The 13,108-nt window shown below is 65.9% G+C and carries 11 protein-coding genes; 3 read left to right on the top strand and 8 right to left on the bottom strand.

What is annotated here, in order from left to right; genetic code table 11:
* Positions 1-69 precede the first annotated feature (69 nt).
* Complete coding sequence (locus ACAD63_RS24095; RefSeq protein WP_434034455.1) at positions 70-1,452, bottom strand: MFS transporter; 1,383 nt, start codon at positions 1,450-1,452, stop codon at positions 70-72.
* A 70-nt stretch (positions 1,453-1,522) separates the two neighbouring features.
* Here ACAD63_RS24095 and ACAD63_RS24090 point away from each other — a divergent pair, with 70 nt between their 5' ends.
* Complete coding sequence (locus tag ACAD63_RS24090) at positions 1,523-2,527, top strand: LysR family transcriptional regulator (protein ID WP_434034454.1); 1,005 nt, start codon at positions 1,523-1,525, stop codon at positions 2,525-2,527.
* A gap of 117 nt (positions 2,528-2,644) precedes the next feature.
* Here ACAD63_RS24090 and ACAD63_RS24085 read toward each other — a convergent pair whose 3' ends face one another.
* Both ACAD63_RS24085 and ACAD63_RS24080 read right to left on the bottom strand, forming a co-directional pair.
* Positions 2,645-2,779, bottom strand: a complete 135-nt coding sequence (locus ACAD63_RS24085) for a hypothetical protein (protein ID WP_255519627.1) — start codon at positions 2,777-2,779, stop codon at positions 2,645-2,647.
* Between the two features lie 9 nt (positions 2,780-2,788).
* Entirely contained in the window at positions 2,789-2,950 is a 162-nt protein-coding gene (locus tag ACAD63_RS24080; protein WP_434034453.1) for a carboxymuconolactone decarboxylase family protein, read from the bottom strand.
* Between the two features lie 145 nt (positions 2,951-3,095).
* Here ACAD63_RS24080 and ACAD63_RS24075 point away from each other — a divergent pair, with 145 nt between their 5' ends.
* Positions 3,096-4,025 (top strand): helix-turn-helix domain-containing protein, encoded by a 930-nt coding sequence (locus ACAD63_RS24075; RefSeq protein ID WP_434034452.1) that lies wholly within the window; start codon positions 3,096-3,098, stop codon positions 4,023-4,025.
* 144 nt (positions 4,026-4,169) lie between these two features.
* On the top strand, positions 4,170-4,631 hold the full coding sequence (locus ACAD63_RS24070; protein ID WP_434034451.1) for a DUF6130 family protein: 462 nt from the start codon (positions 4,170-4,172) through the stop codon (positions 4,629-4,631).
* A 25-nt stretch (positions 4,632-4,656) separates the two neighbouring features.
* Here the strand turns inward: ACAD63_RS24070 and ACAD63_RS24065 are convergent, their stop codons facing one another.
* The 5 genes from ACAD63_RS24065 to ACAD63_RS24045 form a co-directional block, all read right to left on the bottom strand.
* A complete protein-coding gene (locus ACAD63_RS24065; protein ID WP_434034450.1) occupies positions 4,657-6,129 on the bottom strand; it encodes a benzaldehyde dehydrogenase in 1,473 nt (490 codons plus the stop codon).
* 188 nt (positions 6,130-6,317) lie between these two features.
* A complete protein-coding gene (locus tag ACAD63_RS24060; RefSeq protein WP_135703087.1) occupies positions 6,318-6,875 on the bottom strand; it encodes an RrF2 family transcriptional regulator in 558 nt (185 codons plus the stop codon).
* Positions 6,876-6,945: 70 nt separating this feature from the next.
* On the bottom strand, positions 6,946-8,415 hold the full coding sequence (locus tag ACAD63_RS24055) for an efflux transporter outer membrane subunit (RefSeq protein WP_135703088.1): 1,470 nt from the start codon (positions 8,413-8,415) through the stop codon (positions 6,946-6,948).
* Between the two features lie 93 nt (positions 8,416-8,508).
* Positions 8,509-11,694 (bottom strand): efflux RND transporter permease subunit, encoded by a 3,186-nt coding sequence (locus ACAD63_RS24050; protein ID WP_135703089.1) that lies wholly within the window; start codon positions 11,692-11,694, stop codon positions 8,509-8,511.
* 103 nt (positions 11,695-11,797) lie between these two features.
* Positions 11,798-13,045 carry an efflux RND transporter periplasmic adaptor subunit gene (locus tag ACAD63_RS24045; RefSeq protein ID WP_135703090.1) on the bottom strand — a complete coding sequence of 416 codons (1,248 nt, stop codon included), beginning with the start codon at positions 13,043-13,045 and terminating at the stop codon, positions 11,798-11,800.
* Positions 13,046-13,108 lie beyond the last annotated feature (63 nt).

The following is a 13,108-nucleotide window of genomic DNA, read 5'->3' as shown; positions in this document are numbered from 1 at the left end:
TGCGGGCGGCATCGGCCACGAAAAGCCGTGACAGGCGCCCCATGCAACGGCGATGAATGAATCAGGTGGCTAGTGGCCGTCCAGTGCGGCGGGCAGCGCGGCGTTCTGCACCGACGCGTCCCCCTGTGCCCTCGGCGCGGCGCGCACCACCCGCAGCACGAGAATCGCGGCAGCGGCAATGGCGGCAGGAACGGCGCTGCACACGAAGATGGCCTTGATGCCGAATCCGCTCGCGAGCAAGGCGCCGACGACAAGCGGCCCGCTAACCTGGCCCATGCGGCCCAGCGCCATGGCCCAGCCCACGCCGGTGGCGCGCATCCCGCTCGGGTAGCTCAGCACGGCCAGGCCCAGCAGCCCTGAACTGCCGGCGCCCAGGAAGATGCCGGACAGCGTGGCCGCGAGCGCCAGCGCGGGCAGCGACCCGGTGGCGTAACCGAGCACGGACACGCTGAGCGCACCGAGCAGGAACAGCGGCGGCAGCGTCAGGTACGGACCGAAGCGGTCCACCAGGCGGCCACCCGCGGCGGTACCAGCCACGCTACCGAGATTGATCAGGGCGACCACGAGCGCGGCATCGTGCTCGCCGACGCCCTCGCCGCGCAGCAGCGCAGGCGTCCACAGCACCAGCACGATCAACAGCACAAAGCACATGAAGAATCCGGTCCAGAGCAGCAGCGTGGCAACGAGCCGCCCTCCCGACAGGAGTTCCCGGAATGGCAGGCCGCGCACGCGTTCCTCGGCATCGACATAGGTGACCTGGCGATCGGACGCTGACGGCTGGCCCGCGATGCGCGCGACGATGGCGCGTACCGCCTCCTGGCCGTCCTTGCGGCGCAGCAGGAACGGGAGCGATTCAGGCAGGCCCACGATGACCAGCAGCGCCAGCCCCAGCGGCAGCGCGCCGCCGAGATAGAACAGCGCGGGCCAGCCGTAGTGCGGCACGATGTACGAGCTGGCGAGCGCGCCCACGGCACCACCGAGCGGAAAGCCGGCATAGAGCACGCCGGTCATCATGCCGCGCATGGGCCGCGGCGTGTATTCGGCAGACAGCGCCAGCAGGTTCGGAATCGCGCCGCCAAGGCCGAGGCCGGCGAGGAACCGCACCAGCAGCAGTTCCGGCAGCGTGGACGCATGCGGCGTCAGCAGCGAAAACACCGAGAAGACCACGATCGCCGCCGCCAGCAGCCAGCGGCGGCCAAAGCGGTCCGCCAGCGGGCCCAGCAGGAAGGCGCCAAGCATGGCGCCCAGCAGGCCCGCGGAGAAGACCTGCCCGAACAGTGCGATGGCAATGTCGAGCGAGGAAGACATGGCCTTCGCCGCAAAGCCGATCGCCTGGGTATCGAAACCATCCATCAGCACGATAAGGAAGCAGACGATGAAGATGCGAAGCCGATAGGCACCTAGAGGCCGTGCGTCGATGACCGACGCAATGCTGGTTGGGGGCGTGTACATGGGTCTCCTTGTTTGCGCGGTCTGTTGTTTGATTGAGGCCTGACCCGGTCAGGCCCGATCCGGCCGGCCGTTGCGCCGCGCTGCGGGCAAACCGGATGACGGAAGTCTCGTTCCTCGCCTATCATTCGGCAATCAAATGAACGGAATGACGGTCATGAACGAAATGGATAATTTCGATATGAACCTGCTGCGCGTGTTCGATGCGCTGTGGCGGCATGGTCACCTGGGCCGCGCGGCCGAGGAGATCGGCGTGAGCCAGCCGGCCATGTCGCACGCGTTGCAGCGGATGCGCGACCAGCTCGGCGATCCGCTGTTCCTGAAGGTCCGCACCGGCATGCAGCCGTCGCCGCGCGCCGTAGTGCTGGCACCCGTGGTGCAGGGCGTGTTATCCGAGGTGCGGGAGCATCTGCTGACGGCGCCGCGCTTCGATCCCGCGCAGGCGCGGCGGACCTTCACGCTGGCGCTGTCCGACGTCGGCGAAGCGGCATTCCTGCCGCGCCTGCTGGCCCGGCTCATGAAAGAGGCGCCGCATGTGGACGTGCGCACGGTATCGGCGCGGCACACGGACATCATGGATCAGCTCGAACGCGGCAGGATCGACCTGGCCATCGGCTACTATCCGGACCTCGGCGGCTCGGATGTATTCCAGCAGCGCCTGTTCCGGCACGGGTTCGTGTGCCTGGCGCGCAAGAATCACCCGGTGGCACGCGGACGCATGACCGCGGAACAGTTCCGTGAACTGCCGCATGCGGTGATCCAGAGCGAAAGCCGCAGCCAGGAGCTGGTCGAGTCGTATCTGCGCCAGCATGGCATCGCGCGGCGCGAGATGCTGCGTTCCCCGCATTTCCTCAGCATTCCGCTCGTGGTCGCATCGACCGACCTGGTCGTCACGGTGCCGCTGCCGGTGGGCGAGCTGTTCGCGCGCATCGCCGATGTACAGGTCCTCGAGCCACCGTTCCCGATTCCCGCCTTTGATCTCAGGCAGCATTGGCACCGCTGTCAGCATGACGACCCGGGCAATCGCTGGCTGCGCTCGGTCACCCAGGAACTGTTCGGCGAATCTCCTGGCGAGTAGCGCGCCCGTGCATCGCATCCATTAAAGGCAACGAGGGCGATCATCGGATCGCCCTCGTTCATGATTGCCTGCGCGTTCGTCGCGAAATGCCGATCGACAGACAGTCCTCCAGGAGAATCAGGAACGCGCCGCATGGCAACGTGCCAGCGCCGTGCGCAGCAGGACGACAACCAGCGACCAGCACAGCAACGCCTCGTGGTTGTGGACGGCTTCGCTGGTGCGCGTCGTGGCGGCGGATGTGATGGGTTGCACATTTACTCCTCAACGGATAGGTGGTGTGGTGGAGGAGCACGCGCCGGTGGCGCAGGCCACCGCAATGATCTGTTTCTGCTGCACCGAAAGCGCGCCGTCTGCAAAAGCCGCGTGGTCCAATGCACGGAAGCTCTTCATCGCTTCAGGAGCGTTTTCGTCCAGCTTCCTCAAACGAGGCACGATCCTTCATATCGAGCATGGAAAACTCCATCAAGGTTGGGATTGGAGTACGTATGATAGGAAGGGCAAGGTTCCGCCTGGTCTTAGTTTGGTTTCAATTCGTCCAATGATGGCATCCGCCCCTTCCGCACATCGTGTGCTCGAACATTTCCTTGCCACACTGGACATCGGTGTCACGCACATCACACGGTGCGACATCCGCGACGGGTGGAGCGTGCGCTTCGAAGCGTGTGAAACAGCCAGCCTCCACTACTGCCTGGACGGCCGCGGCACGCTCGACGCAGGCAATGGCCACCGCGTCGCGTTGCAGCCGCACAGTTTCGTCCTGATGCCTCCCGGCGTCTCCTACCGGCTCGAATGCGTGTCCGAGTCGCCGGCTATGTCAGTGGATCGGGCAAGGCTTGGCTCATGGTCCGCGCGCGAAACGGCGCCGACGCTGAAGGTGGGCGAAGCGGCAGCGGGGATCGAGTTGGCGTGCGGGGAGTTGCGCTTTGCGACGGACACCGCCGATCCCTTCAGGATGCTGCGGCATCCGATCGTGACGCGCTTCGATGGCCCAGCGGGGCTGAGAGACCAGTTCGTCATGCTGCTGGCGGAATCCGCGCAGCCCGGACTGGGATCGAGGGTGCTGATCGAGGCATTGCTCAAGCAATGCCTGGTCATGCTGCTGCGGCGTCAGATGGAAAGCGATAACGCGCAGCTGTCGTGGACGGCGGCCGTTGCCGATCCCCGGCTGCTGCTCGCGCTGGAAAAGCTCTTTGAACAACCCGAAGCACCACTGTCGGTGCAGCGACTGGCCGATCTGGCGGGAATGAGCCGTTCAGCGTTCGCTTCGCACTTCGAACGGGCGTTCGGCCAGACGCCGATGGCCATGCTGCGAACGGTGCGGCTGCACAAGGCCGCGGAATTGCTGGCGACCACGACGCTGCAGATTTCCCAGGTGGCGCACGCCGTGGGTTTCTCCAGTCGCAGCAATTTCTCGCAGGCGTTCCACAAACAGCATGGTGTGGACCCAAGCGGATTCCGGCAGCGAACGGCGCCTCGTCGGCGCGTGGGTGGCGACTGATTCCGGTTGCGGATTCAACCGATCGCGGCGTGCTGTGCAAATACTGTCGCCGGCTGTGCCAGCGACTACTCTGTACTTACGCACGGACCGGCATCGGCTCGTGCGTCGACGAAACTCCTCCTCCAAAAAGGAAGGACAACAATCATGCGTTCCCCCCTGAGACATGCGTCCGTCGCCGCGCCCGCCCTGGCACTCTGCGTGACGGCTTTTGCACAAGGCGCACCGGATCCCATCCGCCCCCCGGCAATCCTTCCACTCGAATCCGAGCAGGCGCCCAGGCTGGTCCCGTATCCGCCGCTGGCCGAACCGTTGGCCCGCGGTGTCGTCATCGTGCAGTTCCGGACCGAACACTTCCGTGTCATGCCGGTGTTCGGCAAGACCGCCACACAGGTATCGCCGCGCATCGGGCATCTTCATGTGACGGTCGACGACTCGCACATTACCTGGGCCCACACCAACGAGGATCCCGTCATCGTAGTGGGGCTGCCCCCGGGGGCCCACAAGCTTCGGCTCGAACTGGCCGATCCCAGCCACAAGATCCTGGCCACGGAGACCATCGCCTTCACCTTGCCTGACCCGAAGGCGCCGGCGGCGCTCAAGCATTGATCTCTGATTGTTGCTTCTGGAAGCCCTAGATCGGGTACTGCGGCGCTTCGCCCTGAATGGTCATCCATTGCCACTGGGTAAATTCCTCCCAGTTGGCCGCTCCGCCGATGCTGGTACCGTTGCCAGACGCGCCCACGCCGCCGACCGGGTTGATGGCCTCGTCGTTGACGGTCTGGTCATTGATATGCAGCATGCCGGTGCGCAGGCGCTCCCCCATGCGCAATGCCCTGCCGACATTACTGGAGACGATGCCCATCGACAGCCCGTACTCGGTACGGTTGGCCAGCGCAATCGCATCTTCATCCGTGTCGAACGGCACCACCACGGCCACCGGCCCGAATATCTCTTCGCTGAAGGCAGGACTATCCGGTGTGACGTCGCTGAGCACGGTCGGCTCGAAGAACAGGTCGCGATACCCGCCGCCGGTTGCGATGCGGGCACCGGAACGCTGTGCGTCGCTGACGATCCTGGCAACGTTATCGCGCTGGCTTTCATTGATCAGCGGCCCTAGCGCGACGTCGCCTTCAGCGGGATCCCCGACGGTCAGGCTCGCGGCCTTGGCCGCCAGCTTCCCGACGAACCGGTCGTGGATGGCACGCTGCACCAGCACGCGCCCGGTGGCCATGCAGACCTGGCCCTGGTGCAGGAAGGTGCCCCATGCGGTGTTTGCAACCGCGAGATCGAGATCGGCATCATCGAGGACGATCAGCGAATTCTTGCCGCCCAGCTCCAGCGAGACTTTCTTCAGGTGCCGGCCCGCGGCCTCCCCGACCTTGCGGCCCGCGGCCGTGGAACCGGTGAACTGAATCATCGCCACATTCGGATCGGCCGTCAGCGCCGCACCGGCGGCACCATCGCCCGGCAGCACGTGCAGCGCGCCAGCCGGCAGGCCGGCGAGTTCAAACAGCCGCGCGACCACGAAGCCACCGGACACCGCCGTGCGCGGATCGGGCTTGAGCACCACCGCGTTGCCCAGCGCCAGCGCCGGCGCAACGGCCCGCATCGCCAGGTAGAGCGGGAAATTGAACGGCGAGATGACGCCAACTACGCCAAGCGGCCGCCGGCGTGCCAGCGACAGCCGCCCGGGCACGGAAGGCAATACCTCTCCGGCTGAGCGCGATGGCAGCCCTGCGGCTTCCTGCAGAACCTTGATGGTGATCGTGGTCTCGAACGCCGCCTTCGCTCGCGTGGAGCCGCCTTCGCGCACGATCCAGCCGACGATCTCGTCGAAATGTGTCTCGGCAACTCGCACAGCCCTGCGCAGCACACATGCGCGTTCTTCATAGTGCAGGCTGGCCCAGCCCGGCTGCGCCTTCGCCGCGGCCTCGGCCGAACTGGCAATCGTCGAGATATCGGCCATGCCGATACGGCCCAGTTCCCGGCCCGTAGCGGGCTCGATCACGCCGGTCGCGAAGCTGCCAGCCTGCCAGCGCCCGGTAAAGAGCTGGCCGGTCCAGATGTTCTTGTCGAGCAGGCCGGGGGAATGCGTAAGGTTCATCAAAGCTCCAGTTCCTGTGGTGTGGGGATCAAGAGCAAGTATAGACGTAAACAACGAGTAAAGCAGTCGCTGTTTAGTCACGCATCGCTGGCAGGTCAGATGTGACGAGTTTGAAAAAGCCGGCGAAAAAAAGCCCCTCAAGCGATGAGGAGCCTCAAGGCAATGCCGGTGACCTGAACGCGCGGACCTCAGGCGTTCTTGCGTGAACCCCCGCGCGTGGGCGCAGCTCTTTCGCCCCGCCGGTTGGCCGCACGATCCGACAGCCAGTTGACAACCTGCACCCCGTAGCTGGCCGGCGTCTTGTCATTGACGCGCTGAGAAAGGTCGGCCAGGGTATGCCGTTTCAGTTCCGCTCGCATCGCCTTCTCCGCCGCCTGCATGACGGCGTGAATCGAACAAACGCCACGTGTCGCCCAACCCGGTGCGTCGTCATTGAAGACGGCACAGCGGCCGCGGATCTCGAGGCAGTCGAACAGCGGCTTCTCGCCGTCGATCGCGACCACGACATCGTGAACGGTAATGTGGTTGGCAGGCCGCGCGAGCCGGAATCCGCCCTTGATGCCCTCCGTGGCGACTACCAGCTTGGCCTTGGCCAGCTTGGTGAACAGCTTGGCCAGGAAGTCGTGTGGAACGCCCTGAAGCTCAGCCAGGTCACGGACACTCGCCTCTTCCACAGCCGCCGGCGACCGCGTCAGGTACAGCAGGCAGTGGATGCTGTATTCAACGCCTGTACTGATTTGGGACATAGCATACTAGGACTTTGTATATCGTAGTTGAAATGCTATACAACTTCTGCGGGAACCGCAAGGCGCGCCGTCAGGATTGTTGCCGCTGGCTCCATCCGCCCCCGAGGCTGCGCACCAGCGACACCGTCGCCGCGGCACGCAAGCCTGCCACCGCATTAGCATCGCGCTGCGACTGCAGCACGGTGCGGTCGGCGTCGATCACGGTCAGGTAGTCAACGGCACCGGCATCGTAGCGGCTGCGCGAAATGCGCTGCGCCCGTTTCGCGCCGGCCAGGGCGCCGTCGAGCGCCGTGGCCTGCTGGCTGAGCCAGCGCACATCGGCCAGGCTGTCCTCCACCTCACGGAACGCCGACAGCACGGTCTGCCGGTAGCGCGCCACGCTCTCCTCGTGCGCGGCGCGGGTGCCAGCCAGGTTTGATCGGTTGCGGCCACCGTCGAGCACGGTCTGCGCCACCGTCGAACCGACCAGCGGGCCCAGCAGCCACGTGCGCGACGACCACTGGAACAGGTTCGACAGGTCCGAAGACTCGAAGCCGAACAGCGCCGTGAGCGAGATGCGCGGGAAAAACGCCGCGCGGGCGATGCCGATGCGCGCATTGGCTGCTGCCATCTGGCGCTCCGCCGCCGCAATATCGGGCCGGCGCTCGAGCAGTTCCGACGGCAGCCCCGCCGGCACGGCCACCGGAGCGGTATCGAACGGCCGGGCGGCGAGTCCGAACTGCGCGGGCGCCACGCCGGTCAGTACGGCCAGCGCGTGTTCCTGGTTGGCTCGGCGGCGTTCGATGCCGGCCAGGTCGGAGCGCGCCGTGCCCAGTTCGCTTTCGGCGCGGGCCGGATCCAGGTTGGTGGTCTCCCCTGCTTCGTAGCGCTTGCGCAGCAGCGACAGCGCGCCCTCACGCAGCCTGATCGTCGCATTGAGCAGCTCGCGGTCACTGTCCAGCGTGCGCAGCGCGAAGTAGGCCTGCGCCACGTCGGCCTGCAGCGCCAGCTGCACCGACCGGTACAGCTCCTCAGCACCCCGCTCGTCGGCGCGCGCGGCGTTCACGCTGCTGGCCACGCGGCCAAACAGGTCAAGCTCATAGCTGGCGAACGCACGGGCCTTGAGCACCGTCCGGGGCGCCACGCGCGCGCCATCGGGCAGCCCCTGCGAGGCGGCCGACGACTGGGAGCGCGTCGGGTCCAGGCCCACGCTCAGTTGCGGGTACCGGTCCGCCTCGGTGGCGCCGGTGAACGCACGCGCCTGCTTCAGGCGCGCCGCCGCCGCGGCCAGCTCCTGGTTGTGAGTGTTGGCCGCGTCGATCAGCCGGTCCAGATCGGCATCGCCAAACAGCTTCCACCACTCACCGCGCTGCTGGCCTTCGGCGGGCGTGGCGGTCTTCCATTGCGCGCTCTCGGCCTGCGCGGCTTCAGCTTCCTTGAAGGCCGGCACGGTGACGGTCTCCGGCACCTTGTAGGTCGGCGCCAGCGAGCAGCCGGCCAGGATCAGCGCGGCCGCTAGTGTGGCGATTCGGGGCAACTGCGTTGTGATGTGGGCAATCATTTGTGTTTCCTTGACTGTTCTGTGCTCCGGCGGCTTCAACGCCGCCGAGGTAGCTCCCCTCTCCCGCTTGCGGGAGAGGGAAGCAAACATGCGTTATTCAGCCAATGCCACAGCATGGTGTTCGACTTGCGCCGTCTGCGCGCGGCGCTGGCCACGGGTGGCCAGCAAACGCAACGCCACATAGAACACCGGCGTCAAAAACAGACCGAAGAAGGTCACGCCGAGCATGCCCGCGAACACCGCCACGCCCATTGCCTGGCGCATCTCCGAGCCGGCACCGCTGGACACCACCAACGGCACCACGCCCATGATGAAAGCGAACGACGTCATCAGGATCGGGCGCAGGCGCAGGCGGCTGGCCTCGATCGCGGCCTCGACCACGGTGCGGCCGTGATGCTCCAGCTCCCGCGCGAACTCCACGATCAGGATCGCGTTCTTGGCCGATAGCCCCACCAGCACGATGAAGCCGATCTGCGTGAAGATGTTGTTGTCGCCTTGCGTCAGCCATACGCCCGTCATGGCGGCGAGCAGGCTGGTCGGCACGATCAGGATCACGGCCAGCGGCAGCGTCAGGCTTTCATACTGGGCGGCCAGCACCAGGAAAACCAGCAGCACGCACAGCGGGAAGATCCACACACCCGCATTGCCAGCCAGGATGTCCTGATAGGTCAGCTCGGTCCATTCGAAGCCGATTCCCTTCGGCAGGGTTTCGGCGGCGATGCGCTCGGCGGCAGCCTGCGCCTGGCCCGACGAAAAGCCCGGCGCCGGGCCGCCATTCAGGTCGGCGGCGGTGAAGCCGTTGTAGCGGATCACGCTGTCCGGGCCAAAGCCCTGCCTGACCTGCACCAGCGACGACAGCGGCACCATCTCGCCGCTGGCGCTGCGCGCCTTCAGCTGCAGGATGTCCTCGGCATGCTGGCGGTACTGCGCATCCGCCTGCACCTTGACCTGATAGGTCCGGCCGAACTTGTTGAAGTCGTTGACGTAGGCGGAACCGAGGTAGGTCTGCAGCGTATCGAACACATCGGTCACCGGCACGCCGAGCTGCTTGGCCTTGGTACGGTCCAGCTGCACATCAAGCTGCGGCACGTTCACCTGGTAGTTGCTGAAGATGCCGGCAAGCTCAGGCGTGGCGCGCGCCTTGGTCATGAACGCGTTGGTGGCGTCGAACAGTGCGTCATAGCCCAGTGCGGCGCGGTCCTCGATCATCAGCTTGAAACCGCCGATCGTGCCCAGGCCCTGAACCGGCGGCGGCGGGAACACGGCAATAAACGCGTCCTGGATCGCGGCATACTTCTTGTTCAGGTCCGCGGCAATGGCCTTGCCCGACAGCTCCTTGCTCTTGCGCATTTCGAACGGGTCCAGCGTGACAAAGACGATGCCGGCGCTCGGACTGTTGGTGAAGCCGTTGATCGACAGGCCCGGGTAGGCAACGGCCGATTCCACGCCCGGATGCTTGAGCGCGATCTCCGACATGCGGCGCATCACGTCCTCGGTGCGGTCCAGCGTGGCGCCGTCCGGCAGCTTGGCAAAGCTGACCAGGTACTGCTTGTCCTGCGCCGGCACAAAGCCCTTCGGCACCAGCTGGAACACGCCCCAGGCGGCCACCAGCATCACCGCGTAGACGCCGAAGACCGAGCCCTTGCGGCGGATCACACCCTTCACGCCACGGCCATAGCTTTCGGAGCTGCGGCCGAAAAAGCGGTTGAAGCGGACGAAGAACTTGCCGAAGACCTTGTCCATGCCACGCGTCAGCCAGTCCTTGGGGGCGTCATGACTCTTCAGCAGCAGGGCCGATAGCGCGGGTGACAGCGTGAGCGAGTTGAAGGCCGAGATGATGGTCGAGATCGAAATCGTCAGCGCGAACTGCTTGTAGAACTGGCCGGTCAGGCCGGTCATGAAGGCCAGCGGCACGAACACGGCGATCAGCGTCAGCGCGATGGCGATGATCGGGCCGCTCACCTCGCGCATGGCCTTGTAGGTGGCTTCCTTCGGCGACAAGCCTTCCTCGATATTGCGCTCGACGTTCTCCACCACCACGATCGCATCGTCCACCACGATGCCGATCGCCAGCACCAGCCCGAACAGCGACAGCGCGTTGATCGAGAAGCCGAACGCATGCATCAGTCCGAAGGTGCCGACGATCGACACCGGCACCGCCAGCAGCGGGATGATCGACGCGCGCCACGTCTGCAGGAACAGGATCACCACCAGCACCACCAGCAAGATCGCCTCGAACAGCGTATGGACCACCGCCTCGATGCTGTGGCGCACGAATTGCGTGGGGTCATAGACGATGCTGTAGGCCACGCCTTCCGGCATGTTCTGCTTTAGCTCGGCCATGGTCTTGCGCACTTCGTTGGAGATATCGATCGCGTTCGCTCCCGGCGACTGGAAGATCAGCAGTGACAGGGCGGACTTGTTGTCGAGCTGCGAACGCAGCGCGTATTCCGACGCGCCCAGTTCGATGCGCGCGATGTCCTTCAGGTACGTGACCACACCGTCGGGCGAACTCTTGACGATGATGTCACCGAACTCTTCCACGGTCTGCAGCCGGCCCTGCGCGTTCACCGACAGCTGCAGGTCGGTGCCCGGCAGCGCCGGCGACTGGCCGAGCACGCCTGCCGCCACCTGCACGTTCTGCTCGCGGATGGCGCGCACTACGTCCGATGCGGCGAGGCCGCGCTCGGCGATCTTCTCCGGATTCAGCCACACGCGCATCGAATAGTCGCCCGCGCCGAACAGCCGCACCTGGCCCACGCCCTGGATCCGCGCGATGCGGTCCTTCACGTTGATCAGCGCGTAGTTGCGCAGGTAGGTCGTGTCGTAGCGGTCGTTGGGCGAGACCAGGTGGACCACCATGGTCAGGTCCGGCGAGCTCTTGACCGTGGTGATGCCCAGCCGGCGCACATCCTCCGGCAGGCGCGGCTCGGCCTGCGAGACGCGGTTCTGCACGAGCTGCTGGGCCTTGTCCGGGTCGGTGCCCAGCTTGAAGGTCACCGTAAGCGTCAGCGTGCCGTCGGTATTGGCCTGCGAGTTCATGTAGAGCATGTCCTCGACGCCATTGATCTGCTCTTCCAGTGGCGTGGCCACGGTCTCGGCGATCACCTTCGGGTTGGCGCCCGGGAACTGCGCGCGCACCACCACTGACGGCGGCACCACTTCCGGGTACTCCGAGACCGGCAATTTGAACATCGAGATGGCGCCAATCAGGAAGATCAGGACCGACAGCACGCCCGCGAAGATCGGGCGGTCGACAAAAAATTTCGAGAAATTCATCTTGGTCTCGGCGAAAGCAGTCCCCGCTGGCGGTCCGCCGGAGCAGACGCCATGTGCAACCTCGGCGGGAAATTCGGATTCGGTCTGTGACGGAGGTCGGGACTCAGCTCACGCTGCCCTTGCCGGCCTTGCCGGCCTTCCCCTCAGCCGCGGCCTGCTTGCGGTCGGTCGTGCTGCCACGCGACTCAAGTTCGCTGCGGTAGGCCATCGCCACCGGCCTCGGGGTCACGGTGTCGCCGGGGCGCACGCGCGACAGGCCGTTCACGACGATGTTCTCGCCCGGTTGCAGGCCCTTGCGGATCACGCGCAGCCCTTCGTACGTCGGCCCCAGTTCGACTTCGCGGTACGCGAGCTTGCCGCCCTTGTCCACCAGCAGCACGAACTTCTTGCCCTGGTCGGTACCGATGGCGCGGTCGTTGACCAGCGCGGCGGGATACGGCGAGCCGCCCCCGAGCCTGACCTTCGCATACAGCCCTGGCAGCAGGCGGCGGTCCTCGTTGTCGAAGACCGCGCGCACGCGGATCGTGCCGCTGCGCGTGTCGAGCCGGTTGTCGATCGAATGGATCCGGCCCTGGTGCGGATTGCCATCCTCGTTGGCCAGCCCCAGTAACACCGGCAGGTCGCCCTTGCCACCACCAGCGCTCGGCGCCGTGTAGCGCAGGTAGCTCTGCTCGTCGACATCGAAGCTCGCGTACACCGGCGAGACCGATACCACCGTGGTCAGCGGCGGCGATGCCGCGCCGGCCGCCACGAGGTTGCCCACCGTGATCTCGGCGCGCGACGCCCGGCCTGTGACCGGCGCAACGATGCGCGTGTAGCCCAGGTTCAGCTTCGCCACCTCCAGCGCCGCCTGCGCGCCGCGGACGTCGGCCGACATCTCGCTGGCCGCGTTGATGCGCTCGTCGAACTCGCGCCGCGAGATCGCGCTATCGTCGAGCAGGCGTTGCGCGCGCGCCTTTTCGGTCTGCGCATGCGACGCCCGTACCTGCGCCGCAGCCAGCGCCGCCTCGGCGCGCGCCACTTCGGCCGCATAGGGGCGCGGATCGATCGTGAACAGCGGGTCGCCCTTCGTCACCATCGAGCCATCGCGGAAATGCACCGTTTCGATCGTGCCGGACACACGGGGACGGATCTCCACACGGTCCACGGCCTCGATGCGGCCCGAGAATTCATCCCATTCGGTGATGGTCTGGCCCACCACTGCCGCCACTTCCACAGCCGGTGCCGGCGGCGGCGTGGTGGCCTGCGCTTCCCCGCCGTGCCAGGGACGCAGCACGGAGGCTGCCACACCGGCCCCCAGCATTGCCACGAGGGCAGCGGCGAGCAGCGTTTGTCGAGACTTGCGATTCATCGTTCTTCACTCCATGCATCTTTGAGACTCTTGAGTCGATGCGCCCTTACCTCAATCCAGCCT

Source organism: Cupriavidus sp. a3, from assembly GCF_051015765.1.
GTDB classification, from domain to species: Bacteria; Pseudomonadota; Gammaproteobacteria; order Burkholderiales; family Burkholderiaceae; genus Cupriavidus; species Cupriavidus oxalaticus_A.
Note: the sequence above shows the minus strand (reverse complement) of the source record. Positions and strands in the feature narration are given on the sequence as shown.